This window comes from Micromonospora sp. NPDC003944, assembly GCF_053605225.1.
This window is the reverse complement of sequence record NZ_JBSGIV010000004.1, coordinates 46,523-62,969: the sequence shown is the minus strand read 5'-3', so window position 1 is coordinate 62,969 and position 16,447 is coordinate 46,523. Positions and strand designations below refer to the sequence as shown.

Annotated in this window: 16 protein-coding genes; 10 read left to right on the top strand and 6 right to left on the bottom strand. The window is 72.5% G+C overall.

From position 1 onward, the window contains the following. Nucleotides 1-71 precede the first annotated feature (71 nt). From mycP to ACWER9_RS03225, 3 genes are read left to right on the top strand one after another with little or no spacing between them, the layout of a single operon-like run. The gene (gene mycP, locus ACWER9_RS03235; RefSeq protein WP_452300233.1) at nucleotides 72-1,412 is read left to right on the top strand and encodes a type VII secretion-associated serine protease mycosin; all 1,341 of its coding nucleotides are present in this window, start codon (nucleotides 72-74) and stop codon (nucleotides 1,410-1,412) included. 52 nt (nucleotides 1,413-1,464) lie between these two features. After that, nucleotides 1,465-2,256, top strand: coding sequence for a phosphatase PAP2 family protein (locus tag ACWER9_RS03230; RefSeq protein WP_452300232.1), 792 nt, complete (start codon nucleotides 1,465-1,467; stop codon nucleotides 2,254-2,256). A 37-nt stretch (nucleotides 2,257-2,293) separates the two neighbouring features. Beyond that, complete coding sequence (locus ACWER9_RS03225; RefSeq protein WP_452300231.1) at nucleotides 2,294-3,001, top strand: phosphatase PAP2 family protein; 708 nt, start codon at nucleotides 2,294-2,296, stop codon at nucleotides 2,999-3,001. Nucleotides 3,002-3,020: 19 nt separating this feature from the next. Here the strand turns inward: ACWER9_RS03225 and ACWER9_RS03220 are convergent, their stop codons facing one another. The 6 genes from ACWER9_RS03220 to ACWER9_RS03195 all read right to left on the bottom strand — a co-directional run bounded on the left by ACWER9_RS03220 (nucleotide 3,021) and on the right by ACWER9_RS03195 (nucleotide 8,383). Then, nucleotides 3,021-4,199 (bottom strand): MarP family serine protease, encoded by a 1,179-nt coding sequence (locus ACWER9_RS03220; protein ID WP_452300230.1) that lies wholly within the window; start codon nucleotides 4,197-4,199, stop codon nucleotides 3,021-3,023. 63 nt (nucleotides 4,200-4,262) lie between these two features. Further along, nucleotides 4,263-4,955, bottom strand: coding sequence for an NUDIX hydrolase (locus ACWER9_RS03215; RefSeq protein ID WP_452300229.1), 693 nt, complete (start codon nucleotides 4,953-4,955; stop codon nucleotides 4,263-4,265). Then, nucleotides 4,952-5,665, bottom strand: coding sequence for a TlpA family protein disulfide reductase (locus ACWER9_RS03210; RefSeq protein ID WP_452300228.1), 714 nt, complete (start codon nucleotides 5,663-5,665; stop codon nucleotides 4,952-4,954). Before ACWER9_RS03210 ends, ACWER9_RS03215 begins: the two co-directional genes overlap by 4 nt. Next, nucleotides 5,662-6,450 (bottom strand): endonuclease III, encoded by a 789-nt coding sequence (nth, locus tag ACWER9_RS03205; protein WP_452300227.1) that lies wholly within the window; start codon nucleotides 6,448-6,450, stop codon nucleotides 5,662-5,664. The genes ACWER9_RS03210 and nth overlap by 4 nt, the downstream gene beginning before the upstream one ends. 41 nt (nucleotides 6,451-6,491) lie before the next feature. After that, a complete protein-coding gene (locus ACWER9_RS03200) occupies nucleotides 6,492-7,664 on the bottom strand; it encodes a CapA family protein (protein WP_452300226.1) in 1,173 nt (390 codons plus the stop codon). 11 nt (nucleotides 7,665-7,675) lie between these two features. Beyond that, complete coding sequence (locus ACWER9_RS03195) at nucleotides 7,676-8,383, bottom strand: adenosylcobinamide amidohydrolase (RefSeq protein WP_452300225.1); 708 nt, start codon at nucleotides 8,381-8,383, stop codon at nucleotides 7,676-7,678. Nucleotides 8,384-8,526: 143 nt separating this feature from the next. Here ACWER9_RS03195 and ACWER9_RS03190 point away from each other — a divergent pair, with 143 nt between their 5' ends. The 7 genes from ACWER9_RS03190 to ACWER9_RS03160 all read left to right on the top strand — a co-directional run bounded on the left by ACWER9_RS03190 (nucleotide 8,527) and on the right by ACWER9_RS03160 (nucleotide 16,440). Next, a complete protein-coding gene (locus ACWER9_RS03190; protein WP_007466162.1) occupies nucleotides 8,527-9,204 on the top strand; it encodes a Crp/Fnr family transcriptional regulator in 678 nt (225 codons plus the stop codon). 110 nt (nucleotides 9,205-9,314) lie between these two features. Then, complete coding sequence (locus ACWER9_RS03185) at nucleotides 9,315-10,058, top strand: metallophosphoesterase family protein (RefSeq protein ID WP_452300224.1); 744 nt, start codon at nucleotides 9,315-9,317, stop codon at nucleotides 10,056-10,058. 477 nt (nucleotides 10,059-10,535) lie between these two features. Then, the gene (locus tag ACWER9_RS03180; protein WP_091403316.1) at nucleotides 10,536-11,141 is read left to right on the top strand and encodes a TetR/AcrR family transcriptional regulator; all 606 of its coding nucleotides are present in this window, start codon (nucleotides 10,536-10,538) and stop codon (nucleotides 11,139-11,141) included. A gap of 37 nt (nucleotides 11,142-11,178) precedes the next feature. Further along, nucleotides 11,179-11,976 (top strand): TIGR03084 family metal-binding protein, encoded by a 798-nt coding sequence (locus tag ACWER9_RS03175; protein WP_452300223.1) that lies wholly within the window; start codon nucleotides 11,179-11,181, stop codon nucleotides 11,974-11,976. Then, the gene (locus ACWER9_RS03170; RefSeq protein WP_452300222.1) at nucleotides 11,973-13,649 is read left to right on the top strand and encodes an acyclic terpene utilization AtuA family protein; all 1,677 of its coding nucleotides are present in this window, start codon (nucleotides 11,973-11,975) and stop codon (nucleotides 13,647-13,649) included. The genes ACWER9_RS03175 and ACWER9_RS03170 overlap by 4 nt, the downstream gene beginning before the upstream one ends. Further along, nucleotides 13,646-14,842, top strand: coding sequence for an acyl-CoA dehydrogenase family protein (locus ACWER9_RS03165; RefSeq protein WP_452300221.1), 1,197 nt, complete (start codon nucleotides 13,646-13,648; stop codon nucleotides 14,840-14,842). Before ACWER9_RS03170 ends, ACWER9_RS03165 begins: the two co-directional genes overlap by 4 nt. After that, complete coding sequence (locus tag ACWER9_RS03160; protein ID WP_452300220.1) at nucleotides 14,839-16,440, top strand: acyl-CoA carboxylase subunit beta; 1,602 nt, start codon at nucleotides 14,839-14,841, stop codon at nucleotides 16,438-16,440. Before ACWER9_RS03165 ends, ACWER9_RS03160 begins: the two co-directional genes overlap by 4 nt. Nucleotides 16,441-16,447 lie beyond the last annotated feature (7 nt).

Sequence of the window (16,447 nt, the reverse complement as noted above, 5' to 3'; positions counted from 1 at the left end):
GACTCGCCGGTTCTTCCCGTGACGGGTGGGGAAACCGGTAATCTCCGATCGTCATGGTTCCGTCGGGATGAATGGCTGAGGATGTGACTGGGGTGCGGTACAGCGGTCCGTCAGCGGCCCGACGAGCGACCGGCCGGGCGCTGCTCGGCGTGGCCGCGGCGCTCGCCGTCGTGGCCCCGACCGCGGCGGCCGTGCCCGTCGCCGCGCCCACGTACGGCGGACAGCTCGCCGGCGCGCCGATGGCGTTCGCCCCCGGCGACACCATCGCCCGCACCGATCAGGTCCGCGACGAGCAGTGGCAGCTCGACGAGTTGCAGGCCGAGACGGCGTGGCGAAGCTCGACCGGCCGGGGTGTGACCGTCGCGGTCGTCGACTCGGGGGTGGACGGCAACCACCCCGACCTCGTCGGCCAGGTGCTGGCCGGCAAGGACCTGGTGGCCCCCGGCGGCGCTCCGGGCCCGGACCCGGTGGGCCACGGCACCACGGTCGCCGGCCTCATCGCCGGGCGCAAGGACGACAAGCGGGGCGTGGTCGGCCTGGCGCCGGACGCCCGGATCCTGCCGGTCCGCGTGCTGGACGAGGAGAACCGCTACGACGACGCCCTGATCGTCGCCCAGGGGGTGCGCTGGGCTGTCGACAACGGCGCCCGCGTGATCAACCTGTCGCTCGGCGGCAGCGGCGACAGCCCGGCCCTGGCCGCCGCCCTGGACTACGCGTTCGTCCGGGACGTGGTCGTGGTCGCCTGCACCGGCAACCTGGCCACCTCCACCAACTCCAAGGTCTGGTACCCGGCTCGCGAGCCGGGAGTGCTCGCCGTCGCCGGTCTCGAACGCGGCAGCGACAACCTGTGGTCCGGGTCGATCACCGGTCGGGCCACGGTGCTCACCGCTCCCGCAAGCGGGCTGGTCGGGGCCAAGCCACCAAGCGGGTACTGGCGGGTGCAGGGCACCAGCTTCGCCGCGCCGCTGGTGGCCGCGACCGCCGCGCTGGTCCGGTCCCGTTATCCGCAGATGCCCGCGGGCGAGGTGGTCAACCGCCTGTTGGCCACCGCCCGGGACCTGGGCCCCACCGGGCGGGACGACCGCTTCGGGTACGGCGTGGTCGACCCGGTGGCCGCGTTGACCGCTCAGGTGCCGCCGGTGACGGTCAACCCGCTCGACGACCAGACGTCGCCGGGGGTGACCGGTTTCGGTCCGGCGCCCGGCTCGATCGACGACGATCCGGTGGCCGGTGCCGGTAGCGACCCGCTCGGTCTCGCCGCGTCCGGTCAGCAGAGTCGGTGGACGGCTCGGGCAGCCGGCGGCCAGGACACGTCCGCGCCGGAGCAACTGTGGACCACGGTCGTGCTCCTCGTCGCCCTGCTCGGCGGCGCGGCCCTGGTGGTCCGCCGGCTCCGCCAGCGGCCGCGTTGACCACGACCGGCCGGCAGGCCTGACCGACCACCCGGCCGGGTAGAACGGACCCATGAGTACGCACCGGCCGCCCACCCTCGCCCCCGCCGGCCAGCCGTCCTGGCGGCACCGCCGATTCGACCCGGACCACGCGCTGGGCCTACGGCTCACCCTGGCCGCGGCGGCGGCGTTCCTGGTGCTGGTGCCGTTTGCGCTGCTCACACTGCTGGTGCTCGGTGCCTGGGCGCCGCTGCACCGGCTGGACACGGCGGTCACCGACGCGCTGCACGGCTACGCGCAGGAGCATCCGGCCTGGGTCACGCTGATGCGGGTCTGGACCGAGGTGTTCGCACCGATGCCGCTGCGCGCCATCGCCCTGCTCCTGGTGGTCTGGCTGTTGCGCCGGGGAGCCCGCCGGCTGGCCCTCTGGGCGGCCACCACCATGGTCGTCGGCGGTCTGGTCGGTCCGCTGCTCAAGCTGCTTGTCGGCCGGGACCGGCCGGAGCTGCTTGACCCGGTGGCCCGGGCCGCCGGCTACTCGTTCCCCTCCGGGCACGCGCTGAACGCCACCCTGGCCGCCGGGGTGCTGCTGCTGGTGCTCCTGCCGTACGCCGGGCGGGGGGCGGCGCGGGCCGCGCTCTGGGTCGCGGTGGTGCTGCTCACCGTGGTGACCGGGCTGAGCAGAGTGGCGCTCGGCGTGCACTTCACGAGCGACGTCGTGGGCGGCTGGCTGCTCGGGGTGGCGGTGGTAGCGGCCACCACCGCCGCGTTCACAAGTTGGCGGGCACACAGCGGCCTCCGGCCGGTCCGGCCGACCCGGGACGGCGTCGCTCCCGAGGTCGAGCAGCATCCGGGTGCTGCCTGAGGAGTGACGACGAGGCCGGCCGGGTACTGGCCGACCCATGTCCGAGACCGTGGTCCAGATCGTCCGGCGGGTGCTGCTGCCGGTGTCCCTCCTGCTGGGGCTCATGGTGCTGCTCGGGGTGCTGGTCACCCGGGTGTTCGCCAAAACCTGGCCGTTCACCGTGGAGGATGCGGTGAACCGGGAGCTGGCCGCCGACCGCACCGGCGGGTGGAACAACGTCTCGCTGGTGTTCAGCACGCTGGCCAGCACCCAGATGATCGTCGTGGTCACCGTGCTCGTGGCGTTGGCGCTACGGCTCTGGCTGAAGCGCTGGCGGGAACCGCTGTTCCTGTGCGCGGCGGTGACCGCCCAGGCGCTGGTCTTCCTGCTGACCACGATGGCGATCGACCGTCGGCGGCCGGCGGTGGAGCACATGGACGTCTCGCCACCCACGTCGAGCTTCCCGTCCGGGCACACCTCGGCGGCGGTGGCGCTCTACGTGGGCATCGCCGTGCTGATGGCGCTGCGCGCACGCAGCACCGGGGCGAAGGTCGCCTGGTGGACGCTGCTGCTGATGGTGCCGCTGGGGGTGGCCCTGACCCGGATGTACCGGGGCATGCACCACCCGAGCGACGTGGTCGCGTCCTTCCTCAACGGCGGCACCTGCGTCGCGATCATGGCCCGTGCCGTGCTCGACCGCGGGCTGCGGTGGGGGCGCGCGAAGCTGCCGACCGTGGGGCGTTCCACCCTGCCGGCGCGCGGCTGAGCTGACCCTGCGGCGACGCTCAGGTGCACTCGCCGGTGCCGACCTGCCGGTTGCGTTCGGCTCCGGCCAACGCCACCGGGCGGGCCTCGGCAGCGGTCACCGCGAAGCCCGTGTTCGGGTCGTCGGAGGCCGCCGCGAAGATCACGCCGAGCACCAGACCGTTGGCGGATAGCAACGGGCCGCCCGAGTTGCCGCTGCGCACCAGAGCCCGAATCGTGTAGATCTCCCGGGTCACCTCGTTGGCGGAGTAGATGTCCGGACCCTTGATCCGGTCGACGTCCCGAACCCGCGCCGACTGCGCGTTGTAGGGGCCGTCGAGCGGGAAGCCGAGCACGATCGCGTCGGAACCGCTGCCCGCGTTGCCGGCGGCGAACCGCAGGGACGGCCCGGGCAGCCCGGGCACGAGCAGCACCGCCAGATCCCGACTCGGGTCGTAGACCACCACCTTGCCGTCGTACCGCTCACCGCCCAACTCGACCGCGACCGAGCGGGTGCCGGCCACGACGTGCGCGTTTGTCATCACCCGGTCGTCCGCGTACACGAAGCCGGAGCCCTCGATCCGGCGTGAGCAGCTCGGAGCGGAGCCGAGCACCTTGACGACCGACTGCTGGCCACTGACCACCACCTGCGAGCCGGCCAGGGCCGGGTCCGGTGGGTCGACCTGCCGGGCCCGGGTGGGCGCGAGGTCACCGAAGACGTCCGGGAACCCGTCGGTGTCGACGGTGTCCTCCAACGCCGTGGACAACTGGTGGGCCCGCTCCGGCAGGATCTGGTTGACCACCGTGATCAACGCGCTGTTGCGGACCGACGCGGCGAGCCAGGGCACCGAGGACGAGCCGAGCGGCACGGCGACCAGCCAGGCGAGCAGGAGCACCGCGAACAGCGAGACGAACGCCCCGCCGACGTCGTCGACCCGCTTGCCGACGTCGCTGGTGATCGTCTTGCGCAGGTGCGAGCCGAGCCAACCGGCGAGTGCCTGCCCGACCACCGCCAGCCCGAAGATGGCCACCAGCGAGATCAACACGCGGGTGCCGGCGTCCACGAACTGTCTGGCGAACAGCGGCCCGAGCTGGAGCCCCAGCAGCAGACCCAGGAAGAAGCCGGACAACGACGTGACGCCGATGACGAAACCCTGGCGGTATCCGCTGATCGCGAACACGAGCATGAGCAGCAGCAGGACGAGATCCACGACGGACACGGGTCAAGCGTACGGGCAGTGTGCCCGCCGGATGACCATCGCTTGCGGATGGTGACCGTGCGGTCAGCGTAGGGCGTTCTCGTCGGCCTCGTCCGTGCCGGCGGACGGGGCCGGCGTCGCCCCGGTCGGCGGCAGCTCCACCACCCGGTCACGCGACCACGGACGGGCCCAGCCGCCCATCTCGAGCAGGGTGGCGAGCACCCCGGCGGTGAAGCCCCAGACGAGCATCCCGCGCGCCGAGAACGCCGGCCCGATCCAGCCGCTGGGGTGGCGGACCCGCAGCCGGTTGGCCGGGTCGACAAGCTCGCTCACCGGCAGGCGGGCGACGTGGGCCACCTCGGCCGGCTCCCGCGGGTGCACCGGGTGCGGGTCGTGCCACCAGGCCAGCACCGGCGTGACCACGAAGTCGCTGACCGGGATCCACAGCTTCGGCAGCTCGGCCAGCACGGTCACGCTCGCCGGGTCGAGGCCCACCTCCTCGTTCGCCTCCCGCAGGGCGGTGGCGCGGACGTCGACGTCCTCCGGGTCGGCCGCGCCACCGGGAAAGGCCGGCTGGCCGGCGTGGTTGCGCAGGGTGGCGGCACGTTGCAGGACCAGCACGTCCGGGCCCAGACCGGGCTGCTCGCCGAGCAGCACCAGCACCGCGCTCTCCCGGCCGCCCTCGGCCGGGGTGGTCAGCCGGGTGAAGTCCTCGGCGCGGGCGGTGCCCAGCCGGGTCAGCAGCGGCTCGATCCACTCGGGTGGCCGACCGGTCACGCCGGCACCGCCAGGCCGAGGTGCTGGCGGACCAGCTTGGCGAGCGTGGCGTCGTCGAGAGCGCCGCTGGCTTCGATGTGCCGGACCCGGCCGTTGGCGTCGACGAAGAGGGTCATGGGAAAGAAACTGCGCCTCAGCTCGCGTTGCAGCGCCTCACCCTGGTCGACGAGCATCGGGAACCGGATGCCGAAGTCCTCACCCATGGCCTGGGCGCCGCTGCGGCTGTCCCGGCTGTTGACCCCGACGACCTGGAGCTGACCGGCGGCCCGCTCGCTGAGGCGCTGGAAGGCGGGCAACTCCTTGCGGCACGGCGGGCACCAGGAAGCCCACACGTTGATGACCGCCGGCCCCGCCACCGCCCGCAACTCGACGGGGGCACCGCCGGTGAAGCACGAGAGCGACAGCTCCGGCAGCGCCTGCCCGCCAGCAGCGCCGGCCGTCGGGCCGGACGTGCCGGAGGACGACGTGCCGGAGCCGGACGACGCGGGCGTTGCCGTGCCGGAGCCGGACGGAATGGACGTGGGCGTGCCGCCGGGCGACGCGGACGTTGCCGTCGGCGGCGTGGTCAGCGTGGCGCAGTCGCGGAACGGCGACGGGCGCTCGGCGGCGGCCGGTCGGGGGGCCGGTGCGTCGTCGGCCGGACCGGTGGTGCAGCCGGCGGCGGCCAGCAGCAGCAGCGGCAGGACGGCAAGCGTGAGGCGGCGGTTCACGGCACCTCCGCAGCGACCGCCTGCGCGGGCACCAGATCCGGATCGACCCCGGCGGCAACCGCGAGGTCGCGCGCCCGGGGGCCCTTGAGCAGCTTCGCGGCAGCGGCCGGCTCGGTTGGGCCGCTGCCGTAGGAGGGGCAGAGCTTCGCGAGGGTGCACGCGCCGCAGGCCGGCTTTCGGGCGTGGCAGACCCGTCGCCCGTGGAAGATGATCCGGTGCGAGAGCATGGTCCAGTCGCGCTTGTCGTACAGCGCGCCGATCGCGTGCTCGATCTTGACTGGGTCGGTCTCGGCGGTCAGCCGCCAGCGGTGGACCAGCCGCTGGAAGTGCGTGTCGACGGTGATGCCCGGGACGTCGAAGGCGTTGCCGAGGATCACGTTCGCGGTCTTGCGGCCGATGCCGGGAAGCGTCACCAGGTCGACGAGCCGGCCCGGGACCTTACCGTCGTACCTGTCGAGGAGGGCCTGACCGAGCTTGAGCAGCGAGTCGGTCTTGTTGCGGTAGAAGCCGGTGGGCCGGATCAGCTCCTCCATCTCGCCCCGGTCGGCGGCGGCGTACGCGGCAGCGCTCGGGTAGCGGGCGAAGAGCTTCGGGGTGACCTCGTTGACCTTCTTGTCCGTGCACTGCGCGGACAGGATCGTGGCGACGGCCAGCTCCAGAGCATTGGAGTGGTCCAGCTCACAATGCGCGTCGGGGTGCGTCTCGGCAAGCACCCGGCCGATCTTGCGGGCACGGCGTTTACGCCCGAGGTCGGTCTCGCTGGCACCGGGAGGGCTACTGGTCACGACGGTCAGCCTACGTCGCACCCCCGACGGCCCTGCTCGGGTCAGCCGGCGGTCGGCGGCGAGATCTTGCCCTGCCCGTCCAGACGAGCGCCGCCCTTCGGGAAGTCGGAGCGGCTCAACTCGGTGACCAGACCCAGGCCCCGGTCGTCCTTGTCCATCGTCGGCTTGCCTGCCGAGTTCATGTACGTCGAGGTGAACGTGCCGCCGGCCCAGGTGCCGTCCGGCTTGAGCGACACCTTCAGCACGCCGCCCCAGCCGAGTCGACCCGCGTTGCTCAGCGAGTTGCCACCGCCGGCGAAGTTGCCCAGGCTGTACGCGATCAGACGCCCCTGGTAGAACTCCATCCCGCGCAGCACGTGCGGGCCGTGCCCGACGATCAGGTCGGCGCCGGCGTCGATCATGGCGTGCGAGAACTTCACCGGGTCGCCCCGGTTCTCCCCCAGGAACATCTCGGTGCCCGGCTTCACCCGGGTCTTGTCGGCGCCCTCGCCGCCCATGTGCACCTGCACCACGACCAGATCGGCCATGGTGGCGGCCTTGGCGACCACCGCCTTCGCCTTGGCGATGTCGACGAGGCTGTTCGACCAGACGTACGACGAGAAGCCGGCGACTGCGACCTTGACTCCCTTGACGTCGACCACGGTGATCTCGTTCGGCGCCCCGGTGTGCTCCAGGTCGTACTCCTTCAGTGCCTTCTGGGTGTTCTCGTAGCCCTTCGGCCCGTAGTCGTAGCCGTGGTTGTTGGCCTGGTTGAGCACGTCGAAGCCGGCGTCCCGCAGGTGCCCGGCGTACTCCGGTGGGGCGCGGAACTGGAAGCAGCGGGTGGAGTTCGCCCCGCACTTGCCCGTGCCGGTGTCGACAGTCAGCGGCTCCTCCAGGTTGCCCATCACCAGATCGGCCTTGAGCGCCTCGGTGACCGAGCTGAAGAAGCCCTTACCGCCAGCGGCGGGCAGCCGGCTGGGGGCGTTGCCCATGATGATGTCGCCGGTGGCGGAGAGCGAGATCGCACCACCCTGACCGGCGGGTCCGCTGCCCTTCGGGCCGGCCGTGGAGACCGGCGCGCCGGTGCCGCCACCTCCCGCGCCGGGCTGCCAGACGGGTGCCTCACCACCGGAGTCGGCACAGCCGGCCACGAGGAGGGCAGCCAGCAGCGCGGCGAGGCCGAGGGCGACGCGGCGGCGCGGGCGGGACGCGAAAGGGGCGGGAGCGTACATCGCCCGCGACCCTACCGCTCGTTAAACGCGCCGACGCCAGCCGATCGGGTGGACTTCTCGCCGGTGAGCTGCTCAGACCATGGCACGACCGGCCGAGCACCGCCGGTGAGCACCGCCGCGTGCACCGCTCGGGCGAGCGGGGCACCCCAGGCGGAGCGCGGACCGCCGTAGGCGGCCTCCGGCCCGTCCACGGGGCAGAGCACGGTGACCGCGTCGGTGGGCGTGCCGGTCCCCGGTACCCCCAGTTCGGTGATCGCCTGGGTCTTCGCCTCGGTCGCGGTGGCCACCGCGTTGACGAGCGCCGAGTCGGCGAGCCGGGCCGGCACGTACACCACGATGTTGACGGTGCCGGCGCGGTGGGCGAGCGCGGCCGGCGTCGGCGCGGCCGCGGGCACCGGCGTGCCGAGCCCGACCGTCACCCAGGCCCGCACTCCGGTGTCGGTCCGCGCCACCACCTCGGCCACGTCGACGCCGGTCAGCAGACCAACCCCGGGCCCGTCGAGGGCCAGCTCGTCGGCGAGCGAGGCCAGGTGTGCCGCCGGGTCCTCCCGGTCGTACGACATGGGTACCGTCGCGTTCAGCACCCACCGCCGGACCCCGATGCCACCGCCCAGCGGGCCACTGCTGACCGCCCGCAGGGGTGCGTCCGCGCGCCAGACGAGCAGCGGGACGCTCCGCCCCTCCTCGGCCCGGCTGGTCAGAATCGGCTCGCTCAGCACGTCGGGCAGGTTACGCCCACCGATCAAGATTCCAGGGGCGACCTCTGATTCATGCTCATGTGCGCCTAGACTTGGCGGCGCGCGAGGGGATCAGCGGACGGCGTCCCCGGCCGACGGACGGCACGCGCAACCGGAGGTGCGCAATGGACGAGGTACTGGCCCGCAGCGGGATCTTCCAGGGTGTCGACCCGGAAGCTGCCGAGGCGCTTGCCAAGGAGATGGAGACGATCGAGGTCCGCAAGGGCGAGATCGTCTTCAATGAGGGCGAGCCCGGTGACAGCCTCTACATCCTGCTGTCCGGGAAGATCAAGGTTGGTCGCCGCGCAGCGGACGGCCGGCAGAACCTGATCGCGGTGATGGGGCCGTCGGACATGGTCGGCGAGCTGTCGCTCTTCGACCCGGGTCCGCGTACGGCGACCGCCACCGCGGTGACCGACACCCGGCTGGTGCGGCTGCGCAAGCAGGCGCTGCGGCCGTGGCTCAACAACCGCCCGGAGATCGCCGAGCAGTTGCTCCGGGTGCTCGCCCGGCGGCTGCGTCGGACCAACGACTCACTCGCCGACCTGATCTTCACGGATGTGCCGGGCCGGGTCGCCAAGAACCTGCTCCAGATGGCCGGCCGCTTCGGCACCCGGGACGGCGGCGTCCTGCGGGTGACCCACGACCTCACCCAGGAGGAGATCGCCCAGCTCGTCGGCGCCTCCCGGGAGACCGTCAACAAGGCGCTCGCCGACTTCGCCTCGCGCGGCTGGCTGCGGCTGGACGGCAAGAGCATCATCATCCTGGACCCGGAGCGTCTGGCCCGTCGCGCCCGCGTCTGAGCAGCACCTGACGTCCCCGCCTACCGTCGCTGACGGTAGGCGGGGACGTTTGCCGTCTGCCCGCCGCAGAATCGCTGGTGTGTGACGGTGCCAGCGGTGAGGGTGGGGCCATGGTGAACCGTGTTGCTGTGCTCTCCGACATCCATGGCGTCCTGCCGGCGCTGGAGGCCGTGCTGGCCGAGCCGGACGTGGCCGCCGCTGACCTGATCGTGCTCACCGGTGACATCGCCGCCGGCCCACAACCGGTCGAGGTGCTGGACGTTCTCGCCGGTCTGGGCGACCGGGTGTGCTGGGTCGGCGGCAACGCCGACCGCGAGCTGGTCGAGGCCCGAGCCGGCCGACCGGCGTCGATCGAGGTGTCGAACTGGGCCGCCGGGCAGCTACGTGACGACCAGGTGGCCCGGCTCGCGGCGCTGCCGGCGACGGTGACGCTGGAGATCACCGGGCTCGGGCCGACCCTGTTCTGCCACGCGACGCCCCGCGACGACGAAGAGGTCGTGCTCGTCGACTCCCGGATGGCACGCTGGGCGGAGGTGTTCGAGGGTCTACCCGCCGAGGTTTCCACAGTGGTCTGCGGCCACACGCACATGCCCTTCACCCGGTTGGTCGACCGGCGCCTGGTGGTCAACCCGGGCAGCATCGGCATGCCGTACGGGGGAACCGGTGCGTGGTGGGCGCTGCTCGGGCCGGGCGTCCAACTGCGCCGCACCGCCTTCGACGTGGACGCGGCCTGCGCCCGGGTGGCAGCGGGGTCCACGTTTCCCGACGCCGTAGCCTGGGCCGACGAGTACCTCCGCTCCCAGCACAGCGACGCCGACGCACTGGCCGTCTTCGGTCCCCGCGACGGCCGCTGAGCCGGCGGCCCTCCGGCGGCGGCCCCCCGGAGTGCGGGCTGGCGGCTGGCGGCTCACGCGGCGCAGCCGAGGGCGACAGCCGAGGTGGACGGCCGCAGGATATGAGTCGGGCCTCCTTTGGAGCTGAATCGTTTGCGACATCAGCACCGCCGATGGGCGGATGACGTCGACGGCCCGGACCGACCGACGGTCGACTCGTTTACGACATCAGCTCCATAGGGAGACTGAGCCACTCATGGGGGATCAGGGTGGGGCGCGCGCATCGGTTCAGCAAGCGCGGGCCGGGCTGGAGAAGAGATCGATGTTCGCTGTCTTCGGAGCTGCCCAGGTCTGAGGCAGCCAGGTCAGCCCGACAGGTCAACCGGTCGCGGTCGGGTCAACCCGCAGGGGCCAGACCCCAGGCGCACGCACCAGTTTGCCGAGACCTTCGAAAAAGTCAGTCTTGACTGTTTGTTTCGTAGGCCGCAGGCTGTCCCCGTGCCCACCGCATCGACCCGCGTACCTCAGCAGGAACGCAGCCGCGCCACCCAGGCCCGCCTGCTGGAGGCGACCGTCGACTGCCTGATCGAGCACGGCTGGTCCGGCACCACGACCACTGTCGTCGCGGCGCGGGCAGGTGTTTCGCGGGGTGCTCAACTGCACCACTACCCGACGAAGGCAGCGTTGGTGACGGCCGCCGTGGCCCATCTGGCCGAGCGCCGGGCCGACGAGTTGCGCACCGAGGCCGAGGCGCTCCCGGCCGGCCCGCAGCGGTTGGACCGGGTCGTCGACCTGCTCGCCGTGGCGTTCACCGGGCCGTTGTTCGTGGCCGCGCTCGAGCTCTGGGTCGCGGCCCGCACCGATCGGGAGCTCCGGGATGCCCTGGTGCCGCTCGAGGCGACGGTCGGGCGGGAGATGCACCGGCTCACCGTCGCCCTGCTCGGTGTCGACGAGCGCCGACCCGGTGTCCGCGAAGCGGTGCAGGCCACGCTCGACCTGCTCCGCGGGCTCGGGGTGGCCAACCTGCTCAGCGACGACTCCGCCCGCCGCGCCGCCCTGTTGACCACCTGGAAGCGCCAGCTCGCCACCCTGCTCACGCCCTGACCGCCGGCCGCACCGGCCACCACCGACCGGAGGCACCATGGTCGACCTCAGCGACCTGCTCGTGGACCTGGCCGACGAGTCGGCCCAGTTGGACGCCCTGGTGGCGCCGTTGCCCGCAGCCGACTGGGCGAGGCCGACCCCCGCGCCGGGCTGGAGCATCGGGCATCAGATCGCCCACCTCGCCTGGACCGACCACGTCGCGCTGTTGGCCGCGACCGATCCCGAGGCGTTCTTCGCGACGGTGACCTCCGCACCGGACGTGACCCGGCTCGTCGACGTCGGCGCCGAGGAGTTCCTCGCCCCGCCGGCCGACCTGCTGGCCCGTTGGCGGGCCGGTCGTACCGCGCTCGCCGACGCCCTGGCCGCCGTTCCGCCCGGCGGCAAGGTGCCCTGGTACGGCACCCGGATGTCGGCCACCTCGATGGCCACCGCCCGGCTCATGGAGACCTGGGCGCACGGTGCGGACGTGGCCGATGCCCTCGCCGTGGTCCGCCCCGACACCGACCGACTTCGGCACGTGGCGCACCTTGGCGTGCGTACCCTCGGGCACGGCTTCGCCGCGCACGGCCGGGAGGCACCGACGGCGCCGGTCCGGGTGGAGCTGGTCGGGCCCGGCGGCGACACGTGGAGCTGGGGCCCGGCGGACGCCGCCGACCGGCTCACCGGCCCGGCTCGGGACTTCTGCCTGCTCGTCACCCAGCGCCGGCACCGCGCGGACCTCGCTCTGGTCGCCACCGGTCCGGTGGTCGACGAGTGGCTCGACGTGGCGCAGGCCTTCGCCGGGCCGCCGGGTGACGGTCGGAAGCCGGCCAGCGCAAACGGGGTACGGGCATGATCCGCATCGGCAACGCCTCCGGCTTCTACGGCGACCGGTTCACCGCCTGGCGGGAGATGCTCGACGGCGGTGAGCTGGATGTGCTGACCGGCGACTACCTGGCCGAGTTGACCATGCTGATTCTCGCTCGGGACCGCCTGCGCGATCCCGACCTGGGTTACGCGAAGACGTTCCTGCGGCAACTGGAGACCTGCCTCGGCACCGCCCTCGATCGCGGGGTGCGGATCGTGACGAACGCCGGCGGGTTGAACCCGGCCGGCCTGGCCGCCGCCATCGAGCAGCTCGCCGAGCGGCTCGGCCTGGGGGCCCGGGTCGGGTACGTCGAGGGCGACACGATCCGGCGGCCGGACGCGCTGAGCGCGAACGCGTACCTCGGCGCGTTCGGGATCGCCGCCTGCCTCGACTCCGGCGCGGACGTGGTGGTCACCGGCCGGGTGACCGACGCGTCGCTTGTGGTCGGCCCGGCCATCGCCAGGTACGGGTGGGGCCGCGACGACCTCGACGAGCTGGCCGGTGCCACCGTCGCGGGGCACCTCGTCGAGTGCGGCGCACAGGTCACCGGCGGCAACTTCAGCTTCTTCACCGAGCTGCCCGACGGGGGGCACCGGCCCGGATTTCCGATCGTCGAGGTGCACCCCGACGGCTCGTCCGTGCTCACCAAGCATCCGGGCACCGGCGGCGCGGTCACCGTGGAGACCGTCACCGCCCAACTCCTCTACGAGATCGCCGGCCCGTCGTACCTCGGGCCGGACGTGGTCACCCGACTGGACACGGTGACGCTGCACCCCGACGGGCCGGACCGGGTCCGGGTCTCCGGCGTACGGGGCACGCCGCCACCGCCCACGCTCAAGGTGGGCGTCAACAACCTCGGCGGCTTCCGCAACTCGATGACCTTCGTCCTCTGCGGACTGGACATCGAGGCGAAGGCGGCCCTGGTCCGGGGGCAGATCGAGGAGGCGGTCGGCAAGGACGGGCTGGAGTTCACCCTCGCTCGGACCGACCACCCGGACGCCGCCGACACCGAGGCGGCGAGCGCTCTGCTGCACGTACACCTGCGCGACGGTGACAGGGCACGCGCCGGGCGGGCCTTCTCGGCCGCCGCGGTGGAGCTGGCCCTGGCCTCGTACCCGGGCTGCACGCTGACCACCCTGCCCGGCGACGCGACACCGTACGGCGTCTTCACCGCCGACGCGGTGCCGCAGGACGCGGTGGCGCACATCGCGGTGCTTCCCGGCGGCGAGCGGGTGCCGATCGCCCCGCCGATCCGCACCGCTCCCGGGTCGGCGGACGAGACCGACCCGGGCGGTGACGCGCCGGTCGACGGCCCGACCCGGCGCGGGCAGCTCGGGGAGGTGGTCGGTGCGCGTTCCGGGGACAAGGGCGGGGACGCCAACCTCGGTGTCTGGGCGCGTACCGACACCGGGTACGCGTGGCTGCGGACCTGGTTGACGGTCGACCGGCTGGCCGAACTGCTGCCGGAGACCGCTCCGCTGTCGGTGCGACGATACGAGCTTCCGAACCTGCGTGCGGTCAACTTCGTGGTCGAGGGGCTGCTCGGCGCGGGGGTGGCCGCGTCCACCCGGTTCGACCCGCAGGCCAAGGCACTCGGCGAGCTGCTCCGCGCCCGCATCGTCGACCTGCCGGCCGACCTTTCGACGGGGGCATCCCGGTGAGCATCGTGGACACCCCCGAGCGCCGGCAGCTGCGTGAGCTGACCCGGGCGTTCGTCAACCGGGAGGTGCTGCCCCACCTGGACGAGTGGGAGCGGGCCGGCGAGGTGCCCCGGGCACTTCACGCCACCGCCGCGAAGATCGGTCTGCTCGGCATCGGCTTCCCCGAGTCGGTCGGCGGCAGCGGCGGTGACCTGCTCGACTCGATCATCGTGACCGAGGAGCTGATCCGCTCGGGTGGCTCGTCCGGGTTGGTGGCGGCCCTGTTCACGCACGGAATCGCGCTGCCGCACATGGTCGCGGCGGCAGGTGCCCGCACCGGCGGGTCGCTCGGCAGCCGGCTCGGTGGCGCGTCGTCCCCGGGCGACGACAGCCTGATCGAGCGGTACGTCCGACCCACCCTGTCCGGCACGATGATCGGCGCGCTGGCCATCACCGAGCCGGACGGCGGTTCGGACGTGGCCGGCATCCGTACGACCGCTCGCCGCGACGGGGACCACTACGTGGTGAACGGTTCGAAGACGTACATCACCAGTGGGCACCGGGCCGACTTCGTCACCACAGCCGTCTGCACCGACTTCCCCGGCAGCGGTGAACTCACCCTGCTCGTCGTCGACAAGGGGTCACCCGGGTTCACCGTGGGACGCCGGTTGGAGAAGCTGGGCTGGCACTGTTCGGACACCGCCGAGCTGTCGTTCGTGGACGTGCGGGTTCCGGTCGCCAACCGGATCGGCGCGGAGAACACCGGCTTCCTGGCGATCATGCAGCACTTCGCGGCGGAACGGCTGTCGCTCGCGACGCAGGCGTACGCGACCGCGCAGCGCTGCGTCGAGCTGGCGGTGCGCTGGTGCCGGGACCGGGAGACCTTCGGGCGCCCGCTTGCCAGCCGGCAGCTGATCCGGCATCGGTTGGCCGAGATGCACACCCGGGCGGAGGCGGCCCGGTCGTACGTGCACGCCGTCGCGGGTCGGGTCGCTGCCGGCGAGCCGGTGGTGACCGAGGTGGCGATGGCCAAGAACGTGGCGGTGGCCGCCTGCGACCACGTCGTCGACCAGGCGTTGCAGCTGCACGGTGGCTTCGGCTACCTGCGTGACGCCGAGGTGGAGCGGCACTACCGCGACGCGCGGATCCTCGGCATCGGCGGCGGCACCACCGAGATCATGAACGAGATCATCGCGAAGGGCATGGGCCTGTGACGATTCTGGACAGCGCAGTCGATCCGGCATCGCCCGGGTACACCGCGAACCGGACGGCGTTGCTGGAACGGTTGGCCGAGTTGGACACCGCGCTCGATCAGGCGCGCGCCGGGGGCGGCGAGAAGTACGTGACCCGGCACCACGCCCGCGGCAAGCTGCTCCCCCGGGAGCGCATCGAGCTGCTCGTGGACGCGGACAGCCCGTTCCTGGAGTTGTCGCCGGTCGCCGCGTACGGCTCGGACTTCCCGGTCGGGGCCAGCGTGGTCACCGGCATCGGGGTGGTCGAGGGCGTGGAGTGCCTGATCGTCGCCAACGACCCGACGGTACGCGGCGGCGCGGTCAACCCCTGGTCCCTCGCGAAGACCCGGCGAGCCGGCGAGATCGCCCTGGCCAACCGGCTGCCCATGGTCAATCTGGTCGAGTCGGCCGGGGCGGACCTGCCCACCCAGGCGGAGATCTTCATCCCCGGCGGTCGGGTGTTCCGTGACCTCACCCGGCTCTCGGCGGCCGGCATCCCCACGGTCAGCGTGGTCTTCGGCAACGCCACGGCCGGTGGCGCGTACGTGCCGGGGATGTCCGATTACGTGATCATGATTCGGGACCGGTCGCAGGTCTACCTGGCCGGTCCGCCGCTGGTGAAGATGGCGACCGGCGAGGTCACCGACGACGAGTCGCTTGGCGGCGCGGCGATGCACGCCGGCACGTCCGGGCTCGCCGACTACCTGGCCGTCGACGAGCGGGACGGCATCCGGCTGGCCCGACAGTGCGTCCGCCGGCTGAACTGGCGCAAACAGGGCCCGTCGCCGCGTACGGCGGTGCCGCAGCCGCCGAAGTACGACCCGGAGGAGTTGCTCGGCATCACCAGCGCCGACCTGAAGGTGCCGTTCGACCCCCGGGAGGTGCTGGCCCGGATCCTGGACGGCAGCGACTTCGACGAGTTCAAGCCGGCGTACGGGGACGCGTTGGTCACCGGCTGGGGTGAGCTGCACGGTTACCCGGTGGGGGTGCTTGCCAACGCCCGAGGGGTGCTGTTCAGCGCGGAGGCGCAGAAGGCTGCCCAGTTCATCCAGCTCGCGAACGCCTCGGACACCCCGTTGATCTTCTTGCAGAACACCACCGGCTACATGGTCGGCACCGAGTACGAGCAGCGCGGCATCATCAAGCACGGCGCTCTGATGATCAATGCGGTGTCGAACTCGACGGTGCCACACCTGACGGTGAACCTGGGCGCCTCGTACGGCGCGGGCAACTACGGCATGTGCGGCCGGGCGTACGAGCCGAGGTTCCTGTTCACCTGGCCGAACGCGAAGTCGGCGGTGATGGGCCCGGCCCAGCTCGCCGGGGTGCTGTCGATAGTGGCCAGGCAGGCGGCTGCCGCCCGGGGGCGCGACTACGACGAGGAGTCCGACGCGGCGATGCGGATGATGGTCGAACAGCAGATCGAGTCGCAGTCCGGCGCGCTCTTCCTCTCCGGCCGGCTCTACGACGACGGGGTGATCGACCCCCGGGACACCAGGACCGTCCTCGGGCTCTGCCTCTCGGCGATCCACAACGGACCGGTGAAGGGCGCCGACGGCTACGGCATCTTCCGGATGTGAGGGGTCA